Here is a 23,593-nt window from a genome sequence, read left to right as displayed (position 1 = left end):
CCTTCTTCTGGCATATAATAACTCAGGTCATCAGGAAGAGTTGAAGAAGGAGGCCAAATATGAAAAAACAAATCGCATCCATCATGGCAAGTGTCATTCTCATCATCAGTGCAGGGGTTATGACGCATAAAGAGGCGACTCAAGCGGAGTCACCGAAAGCGGCTGCAGTGGCTGGACAAGCTCAATCAAGTGATCGAGCGAAGGAAAACGGAATGGAGAAAATTGAGAAAGCCTATGACCTCATTTCGAATGAATATGTAGAGGAAGTGGATCGTCAAAAGCTGCTTGAAGGTGCCATACAAGGAATGCTTTCAACCTTAAATGATCCGTATTCAGTATACATGGACAAGCAAACCGCAAAGCAATTTTCGGATTCACTTGATTCCTCATTTGAAGGAATTGGGGCAGAAGTTGGAATGGATGAAGGAAAGATTATCATTGTCTCTGCCTTTAAAAAATCCCCTGCGGCAAAGGCGGGTCTGAAACCGAAAGATGAAATCATCAGCATTGACGGTGAGACGATGAAAGAAAAAAGCCTAAACGATGCTGTACTGAAAATAAGAGGAAAAAAAGGAACGTCTGTCGCCTTGAAAATCAGACGAAATGGAATTGAAAAAGAGCTAACATTCCATATCAAACGAGAAGAAATCCCGCTTGAAACCGTAACGGCTTCAATGAAAGAGGTCAATGGTCATAAAACAGGCTATATTGCGATCTCTAGCTTCTCTGAAGATACGGCGAAGGATTTCACGGCAAGCTTGAATAAGCTCGAGAAAAAGGGCATGGAAGGCCTTGTGCTGGACGTGAGAGGAAATCCTGGCGGCTATCTACAAAGTGTGGAAGACATTTTGAAACATTTTATCACAAAGGATCAGCCATATATTCAAATTGCAGAACGGAATGGCGATCGAAAACGATATTTTTCAAAACGAAAAGAACAAAAACCATACCCGGTCAATGTCTTAATTGATAAAGGAAGTGCATCCGCTTCTGAAATTCTGGCTGGTGCCATGAAAGAAGCAGGGAAGTATGAAGTGGTAGGTGACGTTTCCTTTGGTAAAGGGACTGTGCAGCAGGCGGTACCAATGGGAGATGGGAGTAACATTAAATTAACGCTGTATAAGTGGCTGACACCGAAAGGGAATTGGATTCACAAAAAAGGTGTTGTGCCGACCATTGCGATTCATCAACCAGATTACTTCACCGTTGGCCCGCTCCAGCTGAAAGAACCGCTTCAGCTTGATATGAACAATGAAGAAGTCAGACAAGCACAGACATTGTTAAAAGGGTTATCATTTGACCCAGGCAGAGTAGATGGATATTTTGACGAAGAAACGAAAAAGGCTGTACTCGCATTTCAAAGCACATACAATCTCGAAAAATCAGGTGTGATTGATTTAAAGACAGCGGAAATGATGAACAAGATGGTAGATGAAGTGAAATCTTATGAAAAGAATGATCTTCAGCTACAAACTGCACTAAAAGCACTATATCTCAAAAAATAAAGAGGCGAATAAATGCCTCTTTATTTTGGTTCATAAGTGTTACGAACATGTAATAATTTATTCTTAAAAATATATTATATCGAGAAATATATTCATTTATTTTACAAAAAACATAACATTCCTTCGATTTTACCCGATAACATATTTATATAAGAGACTTTCTGTTGATTTAAACATGTCATGAAAATGAAACTTTTGAAAGTTGTATGTTACATAAATAATTCTTACAATAAAAAGTAGCACTCATTTTAAATATTTTATTTTTTGCGGATATTCAGCTTAAGCATTGAGCTGTACCGAGGTTTGCGCTTTTCTTAAAAGAACTAGTAAATGGGGGTACACAATTGAAAAGGGCAAGTATTGTGAGAGAGAAAAAATATTACGAGTTGGTAGAGGAGCTTAAGAGTCGTACGAAAGATGTGACGTTTTCGGCTACAAAGGCATTAAGTCTACTCATGCTGTTAAGCAGGTACTTGGTCAATTACACAACGGTAGAATCAGTCGACGAGATCGATGAAGACTGTGCTGAGATATACTTCAATTATTTAATGGATAATCATAAGAGACTTGGTATAAACTTAACCGACATCAAGAGGTCCATGCAGCTTCTCGGCGGCATACTAGATGTAGATGTAAATCACTATTTAAAAGATTTTTCACTGTCGAATGTCACACTTTGGATGAATCAGGAGAAATAAACCTGATGTCAAGCATCGATTTATTTGATAGAATAAGAGAAAATGCTTGACTTGGGCGGTGAACGATAATGAGCTCGGAGTGGATGGGAGCCGGATTAAAAGCGGTCGGTCTGTTTTTAATCCATCCTCTTTTTTATTTTATGATATTAATCAGCCTATTATATGGCTACATCCGCGTAAAGCGGGAGAGAAAAGCGTTTCAAACAAGAATAGAAGATGTTTACGATGAACTGAAATTTACATATTCAAAGGGATGGGTTCCAGGAATTTGTCTATCGATCATATCTGTAGGCTTAGGGATTTCCCTTCCGCCTGGATTCATCGTGCTGATTGCAGCGATGACCATCGTTTTCTCTTTATTCTTTAAGGCGAGTGCGCTTTCGTCTGCATACACACTCGGTTTCAGTTTTATTGCGGCATTTGGACTGATGTCTGTTCAAGTGAGCCATTCTTGGCTGCCGCAGCTTTCAATGATGAATGCATCAGCCGTTGTGATCCTGTTAGGGCTACTGTTAATGACCGAAGGCATCTTAGCCTATCGAACGGCGCATTTACGTACATCGCCTGCAATGGTGATGAGTGCGAGAGGACTTTTGATCGGCCAGCAGCGAGCAAACCGTCTGTGGCTTCTACCACTTGTTTTGCTGATGCCGGCAGGTGAATGGACTTCTTCTCTGCCATGGTGGCCTGTGCTTCAAGTGCACGATCAAAGCTTTTCATTTATTGTGATCCCGTACATCATCGGCTTTGGCCAGCGTATTCAAGGATCGCTGCCAATTGTGAGTATTCAAATTACGTCACGCCGAATAATGATGCTCGGTCTAGTTGTTGCTGCAGTAGGTGCGGCAAGTATTTGGTTTGAGCCGATTGCGTGGGGAGCTGTTGTTCTAGCGATTGCAGGAAGAGCCTTTTTATCATGGAAGCAGAGGGCGAATGACAACGCTGCACCATTCTTTTTCTCTAAGCGGAATCAAGGGCTTATGGTGCTTGGTATCATTCCGAATACCCCTGCGGCTGATTTAAAGCTTGAGATCGGAGAAATTATTACAAAGGTCAATGGAATCGAGATCAAAACCGTTTCAGAATTTTATGAAGCACTACAAACCAATCGTGCTCTGACAAAGCTTGAGATCATTGGTCTCAATGGTCAAACAAGGTTTGAGAAACGCGCCTCTTACGAAGGGGAGCATCACCAGCTTGGTATCCTGTTTGTGAAGGACGATCCTGAGCAAGAGCCAACGGCGATTTCATCTTAAAAAAAGCTGCTAGAGATGGCAGCTTTTTTCTTTTGGGCGCGTTTCTCTCCCATAGGATTCGCCCCATTCACGCATGGCAAAGATAATGGGCTTTAACGTATTTCCAAGAGAAGTCAGTGAATACTCGACACGAGGAGGAACTTCCTCATAGACTTCACGGTGAACAATCCCGTCTTGTTCAAGTTCTCGTAATTGCAACGTCAGGACACGCTGCGAAATTCTTGGCAGAAGCCGGCGTATTTCGTTGTAACGCTTTGGACCGCAAGTCAAATGATAAAGGATGACGCCTTTCCATTTCCCTCCGATGACATTTGTAGTGATAGACACGGGACAGCCATGATTCACAATACTGACTGGATTGGATGGTGCACTCATCTCAACATTCCTTTCTTAAACGAAAATGGTCATAAACGAACATGTTTGTACCTAACGAACAAAAATGTGCGTACTTGAATCAATGGAAGCTTTTCTTTTACCATAGAGATAGACATCACACATTCGGGTTGTTTGTTTTCCTATCATAACAATTTCTATTAGGGAATGGAAAGAAATTGGATTGTGGGAACACACCTGTTCATTAGAAAGGATGAATAATATGCGAGACAAAGAGCTATTAAAAAAAGAAATCATTGAGGCGTATGAATTCCGTCATGCGACAAAAGAGTTTGACCCAGCGAAAAAGATTCCAGAGGATGATTTTGCATTTATTTTAGAAACAGGAAGACTTTCTCCAAGCTCTGTAGGGTTTGAGCCTTGGAAGTTCCTCGTTATTCAAAATGAAGCATTCAGAGAAAAATTAAAAGAGTATACATGGGGGGCGCAAAAGCAGCTTCCAACTGCCAGCCATTTTGTGATCATCTTGGCAAGAACAGATGCCCGCTATGATTCAGCATATGCAGAATACATCAACAAGCAAATCAAAGGAATGACAGACGAAACGTTTGAAATGGTCAAGGGGCGCTACAGAGAATTCCAAGAGAACGATCTTCATCTACTAGAAAATGACCGTACATTATTTGATTGGGCTTCAAAACAAACGTATATTGCCTTAGGTAACATGATGACAGCTGCGGCACAGATCGGCATTGATTCATGCCCAGTTGAAGGATTTAGCTACGATCACATCCATCGTATCTTAGAAGAAGAAGGGTTACTGGAGGATGGTCAATACGACATCTCTGTCATGGCAGCCTTCGGTTATCGTGTCACTGAGCCAAAACGCGGCAAAACACGTCGCCCGATGGATGAAGTAGCTGTTTGGATTCGTTAATCGCTGTTTGTCTGAAAAAGGCTGTTGACAATTGCGTGGTTAGTCAGTATATTTAAAAAATAAAATCTTTGACGAATATACAAATTTGACTATAAACGCTTTGACTTGAGAATAGTAAATGAACATCCGTTTTTTAAGAGAGCTGCGGGTCGGTGCAACGCAGTAAAACGAATCATTGAACTCGCTCAAAGAGCGGTAAGACTGAATGAATAGTAAGTCTTTACGTGTGACCTCCGTTATCGGGTTTTAAGTTGGATTCAGCCATGGCTGAATCAATAAGAGTGGTAACGCGGTTGCAAGGTCAGTCGTCTCTTCCAGGAGATGGCTGGCCTTTTTATATGCTTTTATCTCATATTTGTCTGAAGATTCAAATTTAAAGGAGCTATAGAAAATGGAAAAGGAACATGTGCAGTTAAAACGAACAATGACATCAAGGCATATTATGATGCTTGCACTTGGCGGTGCCATCGGTGCTGGTCTGTTTAAAGGAAGCAGTTCTGCCATTGATATTGCGGGTCCTGCTGTCATTTTGGCATACATGATTGGTGGTCTTATTTTATTATTTATTATGCAAGGACTTGCCGAAATGACCGTTGCACGACCTGGAGCAAGAACATTTCGTGACTTGATTGAACCTGTGTTAGGAAAGTATCCGGCCTATTTCTTAGACTGGATCTATTGGAAGATGTGGGTGCTGAACATTGCAGCAGAAGCGATTGTGTCGGCCATCTTTATTCAGTACTGGTTCCCACAAGTGCCAATCTGGATGCTTGTGTTAATCATTTCACTTGTAGTCACAATCATTAATGTTTGCTCAGTCAAAATGTTTGCTGAGACAGAGTATTGGTTGGCTTCTATTAAAATTGCTGTCATCATCTTATTTATTATCATTGGATTTACCATGCTATTTGTCTCATTCGGACAGCATGCAGCACCTGGATTGTCTAACTTAACGGATCACGGTGGATTTTTCCCAAATGGTACTGGCGGATTAATTGCAGCAATGCTGGTTGTCGTGTATTCATATGGTGGGACGGAGATGATTGGGGTCACGTTAGCAGAAACAAAAAACCCTGAAAAAGTCATCCCAAAGGCCATTCAAAGTACGTTTGTACGCATCATCGGTTTTTATGTACTACCGTTCTTTATCATTGTCAGCTTAATCCCTTGGAATCAAGTAAACAATGAGCAAGTAAGTCCATTTGTGACAGTGTTTGCAACAATCGGAGTACCGTATGCTAGTGATATCATGAATGGTATTATCTTACTAGCGATTTTGTCTTCTATGAACTCTGGCTTGTATGCTTCATCACGGGTGCTTTATACACAGGCAATGGATGGCCGTGTATGGAAAGGATTCTCCAAGCTGTCAAAACAGCAGGTGCCTGTTCGAGCCATCCTTGTATGTACATCTACCTTGTATGCAGCTGTATTGATTTCTCTTTTTGTAGGAAGTCAAACGTTTAATTACTTAATGGGCTCTTTAAGTTACACAGTTCTATTCATCTGGTTTATCATTGCTGTCGGTCATTTGAAATCTCGAAGCGTCGCACAGCCAGGCGGATATCGCGTGAAGCTGTATCCTTTCACAACGTGGTTTTCAGTTATTGCGATCATGGCCATTTTTGTCGGCGTTGTATTCAATACACCAATTGTTCAAACGCTGGTCACCATGGGCATTTATTTAATCATTACACTATCTTTCTTTATTAACAGAAAACGGTTTGAAACAGCCGTCTAATTTATTAAAAAGCGTGCAGGACCTTCTGAAGGGTCTCGCACGCTTTTTTTAATGCTGTTTATATTGCTTGAAGTGGACAGGGGATTGAACGGGATGTGGCTTTGCCTGAAGGCCATAGCTATCCCTGACGATATAAAGCGGCCGGTCCTTGGCTTCATCGTAGATTCGGCCGATATACTCCCCAATCATGCCTAACATAAAGAGGATGATCCCGCTAAAGAATAGCTGAATGACAATTAATGAACTCCAGCCGGTGATGGTGCTGTTTGTAAAAAGCTTTAAATATAAAACTAGAAACATCGAAATGAAGCCAATAGCTGAAAGGGCAATACCTGCCACGCTGGCTAGCTTTAAAGGTTTGTAAGAAAAAGATGTGATCCCATCCATCGAGAGCTTGAGCATCTTTTTGAGAGGGTACTTTGTTTCTCCTGCCAACCGCTCATCCCGAACATATTCTACCGCAATCTGTTTGAAGCCAACCCAGCTCACTAATCCGCGGACAAATGGGTTTTTCTCGCGTATTTTTTTCATTTCATGACACACTTTACGATCCATCAATCTAAAGTCGCCGGTGTCGATAGGAATATCTACTTCGGTGATTTGACGTAGCACTCGGTAGAAAAGGGAAGCCGTGTACTTTTTGAAAGCTGTTTCGCCTTTTCGTTGCGTGCGGACCGCGTATACGACCTCATAGCCTTCCTTCCATTTTTCAATCATGTCTAAAATCAATTCAGGTGGATCTTGTAAATCCGCATCAATCACTACGACAGCTTCTCCCTTTGCATAATCCATTCCCGCTGTAATGGCAATTTGATGCCCAAAGTTACGAGAAAAATCAATAAGTCTCACATGCGGATCGGTCTGGCAGTACCCTTTAATCAGTTCAGCTGTTCGATCTATACTGCCGTCATTGACGAAGAGAAGCTCATATGCTTCTCCCGTCGAATCCATGACGGTCTTGAGGCGCTGATACGATTCATGGATCACAAGTTCTTCATTATACACTGGGACTACAACAGAGTATTGTATGTTCTTTTCCATCAGTCATCGTTCCTCCCTTTTAATAGATGAATTAATCAACGGATAGTTCATAAAGAGTACCGCTCTCCATTCCGCCCATTCGTCCATTTGACTGATCATTTTGTTTTGATTGTTGGCTGTCTGTTTGCTGATTCGTTTTGGATGTAGAGCTGTTCTGCCATTTAGAAGCAGATACTTCTTTGCCATTTTTTTGAATCCAAGTGAGAATGTCAGAGCTGCCGCCTCTCATACCAGAAAGATAGAAGTATTTGATTTTGCCGTCTTTAACGAGCTGTTTGAATTCATTAAGCGTGAGAATGTTATCAGATCCACTAAATCCACCTAATGCCATAACAGCTTTTCCTGTTTTAATAATGTAAGGCGAAGCAGTGGTTGCATCTGTTGTCCCGAATAGGAATTCTTCTCCCGTATTGTTTTTCTCCAGATAGCTGATCAGCTTTTCATTGACTTGTGAACTCATGCTGCCACTTGAAGTTGCAAGCTGAGGACCAGCCTCTGGCAGCATACTGTTTCCTCCGTAAAGAAGAGGTGTGCTTGCCCAGTATAGGGGTGCGATCAGCATCCCAAGGATGGCAATGAGAGACATGAATTGTTTTAGTTTTTCTTTCCCTTTTATCAAAAGTAGAGAAAGGATCGTTCCAATACCAATGATACCGACTGCAATGCTTAATCCAAGACCGATTGTGCTTGTAAATGTGGATAGGATAAAGATTTCAAATGCGGTTGTGACGAATATCGCAATTGGCAGTAGCCATTTTTTAAAGCCAGTTCCCGTTTGAAACAATTGAGTCATAGACACCCATCCGGCTCCTGCTAATACAGCAATTGGCGGTGCCAGCATGATTAAATAATAGTGATGGAAAAATCCTGCTACACTGAAAAATGCAGCAACAGGTATAAGCCAAGCTAACCAAAATAGTGTTTCTTTTTGTTTTGTATTGAGACGTCTTCTTTCAAAGGCTGTCGAGAAGAAGATACCAATCGCACCAAAGAGCGCAAATGGAAGCAGCCAGCTGATTTGATCGGACAGTTCAGATTGGAACAGACGTAATGGCCCTTTTGTTCCTGTTCCAAACATGCCAGAACCACTTCCCATTTTTCCGCCCCCACCATTTGGCGGTCCATCACCATTACCGCCTGAAGGCATATCAGGTGGTGTTGTGCCGTTTGCACTGCTTGGTGGTCCTTGCATGGAAGGCTGTTCCTGACTGGATGATTGGTTTGAATTGTCTGAGTTGTTTTGAGTCCCATTTGATGGCGGCTGAGGCATGGTGGAAGAATTATTGTCATTTTGCTGATCACCCTGCTGTGAAGGTGGCTGTCCCTCACCCTGATTTGTGCCGCCTCCTCCGCCAGACTGTTGACCAGTCAACCGCTGAAGACCATTGTAACCAAAGGCTAATTCTAGTGCTGAGTTCGATTGACTTGATCCCATATAAGGACGATTGTCTTTGGAAGTGAGATCAACCGCTATAGACCATGAAGCAGATACACCTAAAAGAACAATCATCGAAATCATCAGCGATAACAACTTTTTCTTCCATGTCGTTCGATAGGCAATGATGTAAAACAGGACGAGAGCCGGTACAATCATATACGCTTGTAGCATTTTTGTATTAAAACCGACACCGATCATTGCAAAAGAAGCAATCGCCCAAAGCACTTTCTGCTGTTTCACAGCCTTGAACATCATGGCTGTTGCGAGTAAAAGAATAAAGACGAGTAAGCTGTCAATGTTATTTGTACGAGATACAGCAACTGCGATTGGTGTACACGCCATAATAAGCGCTGACAGTCTTGCAGCAGCCTGGCCAAATGTAGGTTTGACTAGGCGGTAGATTAAATAAACAGATCCAATGCCAGCTAAAGCTTGGGGTAAGATCACACTCCAGCCATGCAGGCCGAAAATTTTGGCACTGATCGTTTGCAGCCAGAAGGCGAGCGGTGGTTTATCAACCGTGACATAACCTGAGGGATCGAACGAAGCAAAGAAGAAATTATGCCAGCTTTGCATCATACTTGTGACCGCCGCTGTATAATAAGCGTTCACCGTATCGTCGTTCCAAATGTTATAAATGTTTAAAATGGCAGATAAAATCAATATGAAAAATAAATAAAGATCAAATTTCTGAAAGCGTCTAATCAAAAGCTTGTCACTCCTTTTTCTTAACTTGAAAAAAGTGTAACAAGCAAATATGAATAAACTGTTAATAAAAAAAGGCCAATTCTTTATTTTTCTGTTGAATAAAAACAGCTCTAGAAAAGAGCTGTTTTGTTTAAGATGTCATCTTATTTTATGAGGAGACAGGCGGAGTTTCAGTGGTCTCTGCACTTGGTAATTGTATAATAGCGGTCGTACCTAGGCCTTGTTCAGATTGAAGAACGAACGTGCCACGATGTTTTTTTATAATTTGATAAACAATGGCTAGTCCAAGACCAGAGCCGCCATCTTTTCTTGTGCGGGCTTTATTCACTCGATAAAAACGCTCAGAAACATGAGGGAGATCTCCTTTTGGAATTCCGCTGCCTTCATCTGTAATTCTCAATTCAGCAGTTTGTTGGTGAACGAATAATTGAATCGAAATCGATTTTCCTGAAGGCGTGTAATGGATGGCATTGTCCAATAAATTACGAACGACTTGCTCAAGTCGATCGCTATCACCATAAATAATACAATCCTCTTCGAGTTCGCGGTTGAACGAGATTCTCTTTTGATTAGCAATGAATGTCATTTGATCAAGAACATCATGAATAAGCTGCGCAAAGACGATCGGCTCCATCGTTAGTGGGTAAGATTCCCCCTCTAACTGTGCGAGATCAAGAAGGTCATGTACGAGCCGGCTTAATCGTGTGGATTCGTCTTGAATAATCTGCATGCCTTTCTTTTGATCAATAATGCCTTCTTCAATTCCTTCAGCATAGCCTTTCATATAACTTAAAGGCGTTCTCAGTTCGTGGGAGACATTGGCAAGGAACTCTCTGCGATGTTGTTCAACTTTTTCTAAGGTAGAGGACAGTTTATTAAAGGAACGGCTCAGCTGATTTAACTCATCCCCTTTTTTGGTCACAGCCATGCGTTTTGAAAAATCACCAGATTCCATTTCCATTGCAATTTCTTTCATTTGATTGATCGTCCTTACGACTTTATTAGAACTTTTATATCCAATAAAGAAAATCAAAAGCAGGATAATTAAAATAGAGATGCCAAGCGTTAATCGAATTTGAACAAACGGTTCATACACATCAGATAAAGGCATAGAGAGGAAAATGGTTCCTGATAAATCATTTTTGTTTGAGAACACAGGGATGGCAATTCCGAGAATATCTTGATGAAACTGGGGGTGTTCTCTAATTAACACAACTGTTTTCCCCTGAAGAAGCTTTTGGCGTTCTTTAAACGTAATGAGGTTATCGTTTGTATTCGTATCGAAAGGAATACCGCTTGAAAGCTCCATAGGATCATCAGTAAAAATAACACTTGCCTGACTTGAGTCATTTGCCCACTTCATTCTGTCAGTAAAATATGTGTCTTTCCCGTGTTTGTGATAGATTTCTGCCAGCTTCTTTCCTTGTAAACTTAAAGAGTCAATCTGTTTATCTATATATAAGTGCTGGTATAAGTAATAAGTCAGGGCAAGAGCTGAGGCAGCAACGATGCCTATAACGGAAAGGATTAAGAAAAGCACTTTCCTTTTAATAGATAATGGCTTCATTTGTCCTCCTCAAACTTATAGCCGACACCCCAAACGGTCTTAATATACCGTTCCGCTTCCTTTAATTTCAGTCTTAGTGTTTTAATATGTGTATCGACTGTTCTTAAAGAGCCACTAGGTGAGTGTGATTCCCACAATTTTTGATAGAGCTGTTCACGGGAAAAGACTTGGCCTTGATTGAGCAGAAGAAACATAAGTAAATCAAATTCTCTTCTTGTTAAATTGATGGGCTCTTGCTTGAGATAGACTTGTCTGCCATCTTGATCGATCTCCAAGTCACCAATCATGATTCGACTGCGCTTTAAAGAAAGACCTCTAATTCGTCTTAATGTCGTTTCAATTCTAGCTGCAAGCTCACGTAGACTAAAAGGCTTCATGATGTAGTCGTCTGCTCCAATTTCCAGCCCCTTAATGCGATCCTCTTCATAACTTCTAGCTGTTAAAAATAAAATGGGGATTTGAGAGGTTTGCCTGATGCGCTGGCAGACTTCGAATCCATCCATATCTGGCATCATAATATCCAATACAACAAGGTCAATGGCCTCTTTTTCAAGCTGATGTAAGGCGCCCGTGCCATTATTTGTAGTTATCACGTGAAAGCCTTGTCTCTGCAAAAAGGATCCGATTAACTCAAGCATATCTAATTCATCATCTACTATTAAAATATTCATCTGTTCTTTCATTTCTTTTCCTCCAACATGATAGCATAAGGTCCTGCTGGGATGTTCAGTCGGTTCTTCAACATAAATGTATGTTTGTCGATGACGGATACTGAATTGTCATCTAAGTTACTGACATATATAGATGAGGAATCAGCAGTGATATAATTCGGATTTTGACCGGTCTCAACAGAGGAAAGTAGTTTGTTTTTCTCGGTATTTACTTTATATAGTGTATGGTCTCCATGACATAATACATATAAAGTAGAAGAGTTTTTTTCTGAAAAAAATGCGACTGGCATAACACCTAGTTTGATTTCTCGCTGTTTCTTACCTGTTTTAGGGTCGTAAGCAAAAATGCTCTTATTTAATGTGCCCGGTTTACCGTGTCCTCCAACCCAAATAGAATGCCCATCAAAATGAATGCCAGATGGCCGTTCTAGTACGGAAATCGTTCGTATCTTTTTTTTCTTTTCAATATCAATGACTGAAACAGAATGACTTTTTGCATTTAAAACAAACAACGTTCCTGAAGAAGACAACGCCATAGAAGAGGGTAATGTCCCGGTCTTCACAGTTGCTTTTATTTTCTTGTGCACTGTATCGATAAAATAAACGACATTTTTCTCTGAATCGGTCACAAGTAAAGTGTTGGTATCCGTATCATACGCAAGTGAAGTCAGACCTTTATTCACATCCATATAGTCCGTTGCTGTTCCTTTTTTTAAATTGATTTCTATAAGAGATTGTCCTTCCTTACTTGATGCAATAATCACGTCTTTGTTGATGTGAACAAGATCAGTGAGAGGATGTTTTAAATCAACGGAAGAGACAATTTTATTTTTTTGTAAATCAACGATTGAAAAGGAGGCTTTTTTTAGTTGAGAAATGACAGCAATTGATTGAGAGCTGCCAGGGGGCGTAAATTGCTGGTCTTTTCCGCAGCCTGCTAGGAAAAATAGTAGAGCTGACAAGCATATTAAAAAATATTTCACTCGTTTCATCCTTCTGCTCCTTTGGTGCTCTATTTTCAAAAAGCATAACACAAAAATTGTGAAAAAAAATCGAAGTTATGAATGCTGGAAGAAATGAAAAGAAGTTTTTAGGTGGGGAAGTAGAGGTAAATGAAAGCTGAAATTTCTTTTTCGTTTATTCATATGACATTTTTTCATGAGTAAAAGATCATTTTCACAGTTTGATCATTGTATCCATAATCGGTTACAGTAACAAATAATCATAGCTCCCCCGCCCTAAATAGAGCGAAGGGAGTCATTAAGCAGAGTGTTCAGATGAATGAGAAGTGGGTTTCGTTTTTAGACGATGAGAGAGGAGGAAACCAAGAATACCTGCGCCCATTAATATGATAAATAAAGATTGAAAACCACTTAATATACCAATTAAAGTAGATGAAATGATACTTCCGAAATATCTAAAGGTAGAAAAAATTCCAGATGCAGAGCCGGATAAACTCTGATCAACAGATGTTAAAGAAGCCATCTGCATGCTAGTCATGCCAATACCTGATGAGATCCCCCCAGCGACTAATGTGATGATAAGGAGTGGTAAATTTGGGTAGCTGCTTAGTGTGATCAGCATAACACCTGATAAAGTAAGACAGAGAAATGAAAATCGAATCATTTTTTTGGCGCCTTTTATTGGATGGAGCTTTGCCCCGAGTAATCCACTAATAGACATACAGAGTGAAAAGATCGAAAGGAAAATCCCGCTTTGTGTATGAGAAAGCGCAAGTTTTTGCTCCATAAACAGCGGCATAATGAGAAGAATCGCGTACATCACAAAATTACTAAGCATGATAGAAAGGTTAGCGTTCGTAAAGGTACTGTTTTTAAATAATGTCAAATCAATGATGGGATTTGTAACTTTCCGTACGTGTTTGAAAAATAAAGGAATGGAAATGACCGCTAGAACGCCATAGATCATGTATTCGTTTAATAATTGGCTTTTAGTAAACAAAATGAGTGTGGCGATCCCGATTGTTAAGTATAACGAACCGATGATATCTACATTGGCTTGTAAACGCGTATGTTTCATCTTCGGAATCATAAAAACGCCTGTCACAAGTGTGAGAATCAAAAATGGTATATTCACTAGGAAAATGGAATGCCAGTCAAAGCTCTGAATGAGAATAGAGCCGATAAAAGGTCCAAGTGCGGCACCAATTCCCGCTCCAAAACCGAAAAAACCCATAGTTTTAGAAAGCTTTTCATGTGATACTGTTGCTCGAATTAAAGCAATGCTGTTCGGTGTTAATATAGCTCCGCCTGCCGCTTGAATTGATCGGAAGCTAATAAGAAAAGCAAGATTAGGTGCGAAAGCACATCCAATGGAGCCAATCAAAAAGAGTATCACACCGGCTAAATACATGCTGCGGTGGCCGTATATATCTCCCAGCTTACCCGCAATAGGTTGAGTGACTGCCATGACAATTAGATAAATCGTGACCACCCAAGTAATGTTTGATATGGATTGATCGTAATAAGTTGATATGGATGATAGAGCGACTGCGATCATGGTTGAATTGACTGGAACTAAAATAGCTCCAAGCAGCAAAGAATAAATGATCAAGTTCTCTTTTTTAAGATTCAATGTGTTTACCACCTTTGTAAAAAAGAAGAATTCCACCCAATTAAGTGGGGGAAATTCCTCTCATGAAAATGTGTGTGCATGTCTCAATAAAGTCTTCTTTTTGTGTTAAAACAAGCTGAATGTCTTGCTCTAGCTGTTGAATGAAAAAGCCAAAATACGTGCTAATAAATATATCAGCATAGATGTCTTCTTTTCCTTCTAATACACGATGCTGAGCACTCATTTTTTTGAAATAATGAATCAGCATGTCTCTCAATTCTTGAGGATAAATTTTTTCATGGTCTGTTAAATCTTTAAACATAGCGGGTTCTCTCATGCTGATATAGATAAATTCTTTTTTTGAAGTCAAATCTTCAAGGAAATAGCTACCGAGAAATTTTAAATCGGTGTATAAATCGTCTTTAAATTCAGCTTCAAGGGTTTTGGTCGGTGTTGATTTCATTTTCATAATGGCAGCAATCACGCCGCGTTTGTTTTTAAAGTTACGAAAAATTGTCGCTTCACTTACATTCGCTTTTGTCGCAATTTCTTTTGTCGTTGTTTTTTGATAGCCCTTTTCAGACAATAATTCCATTGTTGCGCGAATGATCCGCTGATTTGTTGATTTTAACAAGCATACTCACCTCAGGTTATGAATGTGTTTGCAACAAAGTAAGTATACCGATAAAATCTGTGACCGCCAATATGATCCAAACAGTGACGACTATGCCCGTGAATGCTGATTTAATAACTGGATACGCCCATTGGCTCCATCTACTGTCACGAGGTCACCAGATTTTAGTTTTTCAGTTGCGATCCGTGTACCTAAGACAGCAGGTATCATATATTCTCTAGCGATAATAGCGGAATGGGACAAAATGCCGCCAGAATCGGTGATGACTGCTTTTGCGTCTCTAAATAAGCTGGTCCATAAAGGTGTCGTTGTTTTACAAACTAAAATGTCATCTTTCTCAAATTGTGAAAATTCATCAGCAGATGTAATGACTCTGACTCTTCCGGAAGTAATGCCGCTAGATGCACCAATTCCATAGATTGCATCGTCTGTGTTGTTTTCATTTTCCCTTAGCGAACCGAGCATTCTTTCTACTTGCTGCAATTCAGCTTCAGAAGGCGTTCCTGTATAAGCTGGTGGTTGGATGGATTCATTTTCCTTCATTTCAATTTTTCTTTGCTGAATGATCGAATCGTATGTGGTCGAAGTTGTGAGCGCATTGAGTACTTCATCATCGTAAAGATACCAAAGGTCTTCTTGATGAGGGATCGCTCCTTTTTGAACAAGAAGTTCACCAATTTTTAAGAGATAGAGTCTCGCTTTTGCATCTAACATGGCATCAATGTAAAAGTGATGATCATCTCGAATATTGGCTGCATGGAGTGCAAAATGATAAAGTTCCTCAAATTTTGTTTTAAACGCTTCATCTGTCACTTGACTGATAAACTGTTCATACGTTTCTTGCCTTTTGATCACGGCTTGTGCAAATTCTTCATCAAAATCAGATTGATACCGAATGTTGTTTCTAATGATGTCCAAGACAAATTCAGGATTTTCCACCCATGTTTCCTCTGTGAAATCATGGCTTTTACCAGACCGCCAACCATAGACTCGGAGAAAAGCTTCTACGTCGGAAATGAAGTTTTTTCCTTTATCTGTGTGATTGAGGGCAAATAATAGTTCAGCATTCGTTGAATGATCTTTAAATGCCTGAAGAAGCTCGGAATCTTGAAGAACGTCTTTTGCCAAGTGAGATAGCTTTTGATCTGTTTCAAGAGACTTGTTCATCACACCTATCATCATTTCATGCAGCAGAACGACTTGTGTTTGATCCCCAGTATATGTGACAAGCATGTCTTCAATGATCGCTGATAGAATGACTTGAGGTATGACAATATCAAAATGGTCGTCATACGCTCTTAGATAAATCTCCTTTAATTCTTGAAAGCCATTAATGGCTTCCTCAATTGTTAGCGGTTGAGTGATTTGCTGATCAAGTTTTTCGTATAATGGGAACAAGTTTTGCTTTAAAATGCGATACATTCTTTCGCTTAAACGAGGAAACATTTCGAATAGGCTCTCGTCAAAAACTGGTTCCTCTGACGCTTCTGGCATAGACGGTGAAGAATACAAATGACCTCTATAAAGCTTGATATCTTTAATATTAAGGTCTGGTACTTGATACTTCTCTCCGTTTTTCTTCATCCCGTTTTTTAAAGCAGGTATGATCAAACTTGAAAAAAGAGGACTTGTGGGTCCAGGCATATGATCGTCCATTGAGATCCAGAAGTCTTGCAGCTCTTCAGGTTTCATTTGAAAGGCTGCACCTGAGGAGCCATTTGCTGTATTGGAAAAAGAAGCAGTAATCGGTCTTGCTTGAAGTAAATAAAAAGTACCATCTGACATGCCGAATTCGATATCTACTCCATGTCCATAAAGTTCTTCTACTTGTTTTGTCATTTTCGTGATTTGGATCAATTGATCATCTCGAAGACAAAATTGGCCAGCCATCTCCTCACCTACGGGTTGTTCAACGACGCCCTCTTGACAGGGGACAATTTGCACTTCTTTTGTTCCTAGTGATTTTTCAATAGAGTACGTTTCTTTGTTTACAATAAATGTATCTGGCGTCACAAGGCCGGAGACGATGGCTTCTCCTAGTCCATAGCTTGCAGTCATCATGACTTCGTTTGTTTTTCCTGATACAGGATTCTCACTAAAGATGACACCAGAGATGTCAGAATGGATCAAGCCTTGTACAACAACAGCCATGAGCGGCATCTCTTCCTCGTTCTCAATCATTTCTTCCTTATATTCTGTGACTCTTGCTGCGAAGTAAGACGACCAACATTCTTTGACGGCTTGCAAGAATTCTTCATTTGTTTTGATATTTAAATAGGTCTCGTATTGACCTGCAAAGGAGGCGCCTTCGAGATCTTCCGCAACAGAAGAGGATCGCACTGCAACGGACGGATATGTTTTCAACAATGATTGAAAGGATGAAAGTAATTCTGTCTCCATTTGTGAAGGAAACGAAGCTTCTGTGATTTTTCGGGCAAGATTTTGATCAGTTGGATGGAAATTGTGATATGAAAGAAAGCTTGCAAAGCTGTTCGTTTTAATAATAAATCCATCTGGAACTGGCAGTCCGTGATTGTTTAATTTAATTAAATTCACGCCTTTTGCCCCTGCGAGTGATGCGGATTCTTCAGCCGCATGAAATAATACTGAATACATGGGAATGCCCCCTTATCCAAATAGCCAATGGTTTCATTTGTCTCTTTTTGTTTTTTAAAATGATAGTGCGCACTATCATTTTCATCATAGAATTTATTGGATGTAACTGTCAAAGACGTAAAGACCTATCTTTAGAAAGGGGACGTTTTCACTAATTTTCCTCCTCATCTATATCAAAAGTCTTCAACCGAGAAGAAAAAAGCTGAAATTGAAAACTGTGAATTGTTCATTATGCCAATCTTTACTATAATCAAGGGAGTAGACCATGTAGAGGGAGGGTTTTTGTGATTACAAAAGCCATATTTGCACTTGTTTTTCCTTTCTTGCTCGTTATTTTATTTTCAAAGGTTACTTATAATCATTACGTTGGCATTGCATTAACAGCAGCGCTTTTATTTGCTTCGTATATGAAAGGCTATACAGAAACCTACTTTATCGTAGGATTAGATATTATTTCTTTAGTGGCCGGGGCATTGTTTATGGCCAAGAAAGAAGTCGAAAAAAGAGAGAAGGCTGAAAAACATCATTGATGTGATCCCTCTTGATGAAAAGAAAATGTTTTTGATTGCAGGAGCTGTGCTTACGATTCTAGTGAGTGCAGCTTTCTTTTTTGTGGTTTTTCTGCTGATCGAATATCTCGCTCCAAAATGTTCCATACTGAAAGGAAGGTTTCTTTAGAGGGTTATGAGCCACGGCAGAGAGGGTATGGTTGTATTGGAAATAAAAATCAAGTCAGACACGAACTTTAGTTCGTATTTTTGTGTTCTTTTATGATAATATATTCATTAGATAGATTTCGTAACGAAACGGAGGCTTTGATGTGAGTGACCGCTTTGAATTAGTTTCTAACTATCAGCCCCAAGGAGATCAGCCAAAAGCCATTGAAAAGCTTGTGGAGGGCATCCATCAGGGGAAACAGCATCAAACGCTGTTAGGTGCTACAGGTACGGGAAAGACCTTTACTGTATCTAACCTGATCAAAGAAGTGAACAAACCAACACTTGTCATTGCGCATAATAAGACACTTGCCGGACAATTATACAGCGAGTTTAAGGAATTCTTTCCGAATAATGCTGTTGAATATTTTGTGAGTTATTATGATTATTACCAGCCTGAGGCGTACGTGCCTCAAACTGATACATTTATTGAAAAGGATGCCAGCATTAATGATGAGATCGATAAGCTAAGGCACTCCGCCACATCCTCATTATTTGAGCGAAGAGATGTCATCATCATTGCCAGTGTGTCCTGTATTTATGGCTTAGGTTCTCCTGAGGAATACAGAGAGCTTGTGCTGTCTTTACGAACTGAAATGGAAATTGAACGCAATCAACTGCTGCGTAAGCTTGTGGATATTCAGTATTCTCGTAATGATATAGATTTTCAGCGCGGAACCTTCAGAGTTCGAGGAGACGTCGTTGAAATTTTTCCTGCTTCACGAGATGAGCATTGTATCAGAGTGGAGTTTTTCGGTGATGAAATTGAACGTATTCGTGAAGTAGATGCTCTCACTGGAGAAATTCTCGGTGATCGTGACCACGTTGCTATTTTCCCAGCATCTCACTTCGTCACAAGAGAAGAAAAGATGGAAAAAGCGATTATTAATATTGAAAAAGAGCTTGAGGAACAGTTGGAAAAGCTTCGTGAAAACGGAAAACTACTTGAAGCACAGCGTCTTGAGCAGCGGACAAGGTATGACCTTGAGATGATGAGAGAGATGGGCTTTTGTTCAGGGATTGAGAACTACTCAAGACATCTCACCTTACGTCCGCCTGGTTCAACACCTTATACATTGCTTGATTATTTTCCGGATGATTTTATGATTGTTGTCGATGAGTCACACGTGACCATCCCGCAAATTCGCGCCATGTACAATGGGGACCAGGCAAGAAAACAAGTGCTTGTTGATCACGGATTCCGTCTGCCGTCAGCACTTGATAATAGACCACTCACATTTGCTGAGTTTGAAAAGCACATTAACCATATTGTGCATGTATCCGCAACACCTGGCCCATACGAGCTTGAGAAAACGCCAGAGGTCGTGGAACAAATTATTCGTCCAACCGGTTTGCTTGATCCAATCATTGAAGTCCGTCCGATTGAAGGACAAATCGATGACTTAATTGGGGAAATTCATGCAAGGGTTGAGAAAAATGAGCGTGTGCTTGTGACGACTTTAACGAAGAAAATGTCTGAGGATCTGACAGATTATCTGAAAGAAATCGGAATCAAGGTCAATTATCTGCACTCAGAAATTAAGACACTAGAGCGGATTGAGATTATTCGTGATTTACGTCTCGGAAAATATGATGTGCTTGTTGGGATCAACCTTCTTCGAGAAGGTTTGGATATTCCAGAGGTGTCGCTCGTGGCGATTTTAGATGCGGATAAAGAAGGCTTTTTACGTTCAGAAAGATCCCTCATCCAGACGATTGGCCGTGCTGCAAGAAATGCAGAAGGCCGGGTTATTATGTATGCAGACAATATGACGAAATCAATGGACATTGCCATACAAGAAACAAAGCGGAGACGTGAGCAGCAAGAAGCGTATAATGAGAAATTTGGTATCACTCCGCAAACGATCCATAAGAAGATTCGAGATGTGATCAAGGCAACAAAAGTACATGAGGATTCGGAAGAATACGAAACAAAAGCAGCACCAAAGTTGTCAAAAATGAGCAAAAAAGAACGAGAAAAAGTGATCGAAAACATCGAGATGGAAATGAAAGATGCAGCAAAAGCGCTTGATTTTGAAAAAGCAGCAGAATTAAGAGATCTATTGCTAGAGCTAAAAGCGGAAGGATGAATGCCAGATGGCTATGGAACGAATAGAGGTGAAAGGGGCAAGAGCCCACAACCTTAAAAATATTGATGTTAATATCCCGCGCGATCAGCTAGTGGTCATTACGGGTTTATCTGGTTCGGGAAAATCGTCGCTTGCCTTCGATACCATTTATGCAGAAGGTCAGCGCAGGTATGTTGAATCACTGTCAGCCTATGCACGTCAATTTCTCGGTCAAATGGACAAACCAGATGTAGATGCGATTGAAGGGCTTTCTCCAGCGATTAGTATTGACCAGAAAACGACAAGCAGGAACCCTCGATCAACCGTTGGGACTGTTACAGAAATTTATGATTACTTGCGTCTATTATATGCTCGAGTCGGAAAACCGATTTGTCCTATTCATGGGATCGAAATTACATCACAGACGATTGAGCAAATGACAGACCGTATTTTAGAGTATCCAGAACGAACGAAACTACAAGTGCTTGCGCCGATCGTATCTGGACGTAAGGGAACACACGTGAAAGTACTTGATCAAATTCGGAAGCAGGGCTACGTTCGAGTCAGAGTTGATGGCGAGATGGAGGACCTGTCAGAAGAGATTGAGCTTGAAAAGAATAAAAAGCATTCCATTGAAGTGGTGATTGATCGAATTGTCGTGAAAGAAGGCGTGGCTGCACGGTTGTCTGATTCTCTTGAAACGGCACTCCGACTTGGTGAAGGCCGCGTGATGATTGATGTGATTGGACAAGAGGAGCTGTTATTTAGTGAGCATCATGCTTGTCCGCACTGCGGATTCTCTATTGGGGAACTTGAGCCGAGAATGTTCTCGTTTAATAGCCCTTTCGGTGCCTGCTCAAGCTGTGATGGGCTTGGTTCTAAACTAGAAGTAGATCCAGAGCTTGTGATTCCGAATAAGGATTTGACTTTACGTCAGCATGCCATTGCCCCATGGGAGCCTCAAAGCTCACAATATTACCCGCAGCTTCTTGAGGCGGTATGTACACACTATGGAATTGACATGGATATTCCAGTAAAAGATATTCCGGCGCATTTATTTGATAAAATTTTATATGGCAGCGGCTCTGAGCTGATTTATTTTAAATATGAAAATGATTTTGGCCAGGTCCGTGAAAATGAAATCGAGTTTGAAGGTGTGCTTCGTAACATTGAACGGCGCTACAAGGAAACGAGCTCCGATTATATCCGGGAGCAAATGGAAAAATATATGGCCAATCAGCCATGTCCGACCTGTAAAGGATATCGCCTGAAAAAAGAAACACTTGCGGTTCTCATCAATGGCAAACATATCGGAGAAATGACCGATTTGTCTGTATCTGATGCCCTTGATTTCTATGAGAAAATTGAGTTATCTGAGAAAGATTTGCAGATTGCCCAGCTCATTTTACGTGAAATCAAAGAGCGCTTATCCTTCTTAAATAATGTCGGATTAGATTATTTGACATTAAGCCGGTCTGCTGGCACATTATCAGGCGGGGAGGCGCAGCGGATTCGTTTGGCGACACAAATTGGATCAAGACTGACAGGCGTTCTTTATATTTTAGATGAACCATCGATTGGTCTGCATCAACGGGATAATGACCGATTGATTGGAACATTGAAAAACATGCGTGATATCGGAAACACACTGATTGTCGTAGAACATGATGAAGATACGATGCTTGCCGCTGATTATCTCATTGATATTGGACCAGGTGCAGGGGTTCATGGAGGAGAAGTGATTTCAGCTGGAACACCAGAAGAAGTCATGAAAGACCCAAAATCGTTGACTGGACAATATTTATCTGGTGAGAAATTCATCCCGCTTCCGATTGAGAGACGAAAGCCTGACGGCCGATTCATTGAAATTAAAGGGGCAAAAGAAAACAACCTTAAAAACGTGAATGCGAAGTTTCCTTTAGGTGTCTTTACCGCTGTGACAGGTGTGTCAGGATCAGGGAAAAGTACACTTGTGAATGAAATTTTATTGAAATCCCTTGCCCAAAAACTGCACAGAGCAAAAGCGAAGCCAGGACAGCACAAAGAAATCAAAGGAATGGATCACTTAGACAAAGTCATTGATATTGATCAATCTCCAATTGGCCGTACACCAAGATCCAATCCTGCTACGTATACAGGTGTATTTGATGACGTGCGGGATGTCTTTGCGCAAACCAATGAAGCGAAGGTACGAGGCTATAAAAAAGGGCGATTCAGCTTTAACGTGAAAGGTGGACGCTGCGAAGCGTGTCGTGGAGATGGCATTATTAAAATTGAAATGCACTTTTTACCTGATGTATATGTGCCTTGTGAAGTGTGTCACGGGAAACGTTATAACCGCGAGACGTTAGAGGTCACGTATAAAGGGAAAAATATTTCCGATGTGCTTGAAATGACGGTAGAGGACGCACTTCAATTTTTCGAGAATATCCCGAAAATTAAGCGGAAGCTGCAAACGATCTTTGATGTTGGATTAGGATACATTACACTTGGGCAGCCTGCCACGACATTGTCTGGTGGAGAGGCGCAGCGCGTGAAATTGGCATCCGAGCTTCACCGCCGTTCAAACGGAAGATCCTTGTATATTTTAGACGAACCGACAACGGGTCTTCATGTGGATGATATTGCTAGGTTGTTAAAAGTGCTCCAGCGCTTGGTCGAAAACGGGGATACGGTATTGGTCATTGAGCACAACCTTGATATTATTAAGGCAGCCGATTACCTTGTTGATCTAGGACCAGAAGGCGGTGCTGGTGGAGGAACGATTATTGCTTCAGGAACACCTGAACACATTGCTAAAGAAGAAGCTTCTTACACCGGTCGATACTTAAAACCGATTTTAGAGCGTGATCGTGAGCGAATGAAACAGTTAGTCAAAGAAACAGAAAGTGTGACATCCTCATAAAGAAAAACCCCTCCGAAAGAGGGGTTTCAGCGTGTAGACAAACCCTCGCATTCTTTGTCAGTCCTGCGTGCCGGTGCTCCACGAATGTCAAATTCGCTCCGCGCCAGTACTCGTCCTTCCTAGACTGCAAAGGTTTTCTATCACGCTGAAAAGAAGACAAAGGGCTAAAATCAAGTTCATTTTA

General features: G+C 40.8%; 17 protein-coding genes and 1 other annotated feature. Of the genes, 8 read left to right on the top strand and 9 right to left on the bottom strand.

Annotation, left to right across the window (positions count from 1 at the left end; genetic code table 11):
* The first annotated feature begins 59 nt into the window (after positions 1 to 59).
* From NSQ52_RS16665 to NSQ52_RS16655, 3 genes are all read left to right on the top strand, one after another.
* Positions 60 to 1,505, top strand: coding sequence for a S41 family peptidase (locus NSQ52_RS16665; RefSeq protein ID WP_342473609.1), 1,446 nt, complete (start codon positions 60 to 62; stop codon positions 1,503 to 1,505).
* 344 nt (positions 1,506 to 1,849) lie between these two features.
* Positions 1,850 to 2,203, top strand: a complete 354-nt coding sequence (locus NSQ52_RS16660; protein ID WP_007500014.1) for a swarming motility protein SwrAA — start codon at positions 1,850 to 1,852, stop codon at positions 2,201 to 2,203.
* A gap of 83 nt (positions 2,204 to 2,286) precedes the next feature.
* Positions 2,287 to 3,459: a PDZ domain-containing protein gene (locus NSQ52_RS16655; protein ID WP_082055543.1), complete on the top strand. Its 1,173-nt coding sequence runs from the start codon at positions 2,287 to 2,289 to the stop codon at positions 3,457 to 3,459.
* Between the two features lie 9 nt (positions 3,460 to 3,468).
* Here the strand turns inward: NSQ52_RS16655 and NSQ52_RS16650 are convergent, their stop codons facing one another.
* Positions 3,469 to 3,834: a winged helix-turn-helix transcriptional regulator gene (locus NSQ52_RS16650; protein ID WP_017357877.1), complete on the bottom strand. Its 366-nt coding sequence runs from the start codon at positions 3,832 to 3,834 to the stop codon at positions 3,469 to 3,471.
* A gap of 220 nt (positions 3,835 to 4,054) precedes the next feature.
* Here NSQ52_RS16650 and NSQ52_RS16645 point away from each other — a divergent pair, with 220 nt between their 5' ends.
* The gene (locus tag NSQ52_RS16645) at positions 4,055 to 4,729 is read left to right on the top strand and encodes an NAD(P)H-dependent oxidoreductase (protein ID WP_035701558.1); all 675 of its coding nucleotides are present in this window, start codon (positions 4,055 to 4,057) and stop codon (positions 4,727 to 4,729) included.
* Between the two features lie 91 nt (positions 4,730 to 4,820).
* Positions 4,821 to 5,045, top strand: a binding site (T-box leader).
* 75 nt (positions 5,046 to 5,120) lie between these two features.
* A complete protein-coding gene (locus tag NSQ52_RS16640; protein WP_008348215.1) occupies positions 5,121 to 6,470 on the top strand; it encodes an amino acid permease in 1,350 nt (449 codons plus the stop codon).
* Between the two features lie 48 nt (positions 6,471 to 6,518).
* Here the strand turns inward: NSQ52_RS16640 and NSQ52_RS16635 are convergent, their stop codons facing one another.
* The 8 genes from NSQ52_RS16635 to NSQ52_RS16600 all read right to left on the bottom strand — a co-directional run bounded on the left by NSQ52_RS16635 (position 6,519) and on the right by NSQ52_RS16600 (position 17,719).
* Positions 6,519 to 7,511 carry a glycosyltransferase family 2 protein gene (locus NSQ52_RS16635; RefSeq protein ID WP_058336974.1) on the bottom strand — a complete coding sequence of 331 codons (993 nt, stop codon included), beginning with the start codon at positions 7,509 to 7,511 and terminating at the stop codon, positions 6,519 to 6,521.
* Positions 7,512 to 7,542: 31 nt separating this feature from the next.
* Positions 7,543 to 9,657 carry a glycosyltransferase family 39 protein gene (locus NSQ52_RS16630; protein WP_342473607.1) on the bottom strand — a complete coding sequence of 705 codons (2,115 nt, stop codon included), beginning with the start codon at positions 9,655 to 9,657 and terminating at the stop codon, positions 7,543 to 7,545.
* A gap of 148 nt (positions 9,658 to 9,805) precedes the next feature.
* Positions 9,806 to 11,224 carry an ATP-binding protein gene (locus NSQ52_RS16625; protein ID WP_342473606.1) on the bottom strand — a complete coding sequence of 473 codons (1,419 nt, stop codon included), beginning with the start codon at positions 11,222 to 11,224 and terminating at the stop codon, positions 9,806 to 9,808.
* Positions 11,221 to 11,907, bottom strand: coding sequence for a response regulator transcription factor (locus tag NSQ52_RS16620; protein WP_342473605.1), 687 nt, complete (start codon positions 11,905 to 11,907; stop codon positions 11,221 to 11,223). The genes NSQ52_RS16625 and NSQ52_RS16620 overlap by 4 nt, the downstream gene beginning before the upstream one ends.
* Positions 11,904 to 12,887: a YncE family protein gene (locus NSQ52_RS16615; RefSeq protein ID WP_342473604.1), complete on the bottom strand. Its 984-nt coding sequence runs from the start codon at positions 12,885 to 12,887 to the stop codon at positions 11,904 to 11,906. Before NSQ52_RS16615 ends, NSQ52_RS16620 begins: the two co-directional genes overlap by 4 nt.
* A gap of 268 nt (positions 12,888 to 13,155) precedes the next feature.
* A complete protein-coding gene (locus NSQ52_RS16610; protein ID WP_017357883.1) occupies positions 13,156 to 14,490 on the bottom strand; it encodes an MFS transporter in 1,335 nt (444 codons plus the stop codon).
* A 40-nt stretch (positions 14,491 to 14,530) separates the two neighbouring features.
* Positions 14,531 to 15,103: a TetR/AcrR family transcriptional regulator gene (locus NSQ52_RS16605; protein WP_008348201.1), complete on the bottom strand. Its 573-nt coding sequence runs from the start codon at positions 15,101 to 15,103 to the stop codon at positions 14,531 to 14,533.
* Between the two features lie 90 nt (positions 15,104 to 15,193).
* A complete protein-coding gene (locus NSQ52_RS16600; protein WP_342473603.1) occupies positions 15,194 to 17,719 on the bottom strand; it encodes a PEP/pyruvate-binding domain-containing protein in 2,526 nt (841 codons plus the stop codon).
* A gap of 284 nt (positions 17,720 to 18,003) precedes the next feature.
* Here NSQ52_RS16600 and NSQ52_RS16595 point away from each other — a divergent pair, with 284 nt between their 5' ends.
* The 3 genes from NSQ52_RS16595 to uvrA all read left to right on the top strand — a co-directional run bounded on the left by NSQ52_RS16595 (position 18,004) and on the right by uvrA (position 23,409).
* Positions 18,004 to 18,249 (top strand): CsbA family protein, encoded by a 246-nt coding sequence (locus NSQ52_RS16595; RefSeq protein WP_008348197.1) that lies wholly within the window; start codon positions 18,004 to 18,006, stop codon positions 18,247 to 18,249.
* Between the two features lie 290 nt (positions 18,250 to 18,539).
* Positions 18,540 to 20,525, top strand: a complete 1,986-nt coding sequence (gene uvrB, locus NSQ52_RS16590; RefSeq protein WP_058336968.1) for an excinuclease ABC subunit UvrB — start codon at positions 18,540 to 18,542, stop codon at positions 20,523 to 20,525.
* Positions 20,526 to 20,532: 7 nt separating this feature from the next.
* Positions 20,533 to 23,409, top strand: coding sequence for an excinuclease ABC subunit UvrA (gene uvrA / locus NSQ52_RS16585; RefSeq protein ID WP_017357887.1), 2,877 nt, complete (start codon positions 20,533 to 20,535; stop codon positions 23,407 to 23,409).
* Positions 23,410 to 23,593 lie beyond the last annotated feature (184 nt).

The sequence above is a fragment of the Bacillus sp. FSL W8-1141 genome (assembly GCF_038593205.1).
GTDB lineage: Bacteria > Bacillota > Bacilli > Bacillales > Bacillaceae > Bacillus > Bacillus altitudinis.
This window is presented reverse-complemented; position numbering and strand designations above follow the sequence as displayed.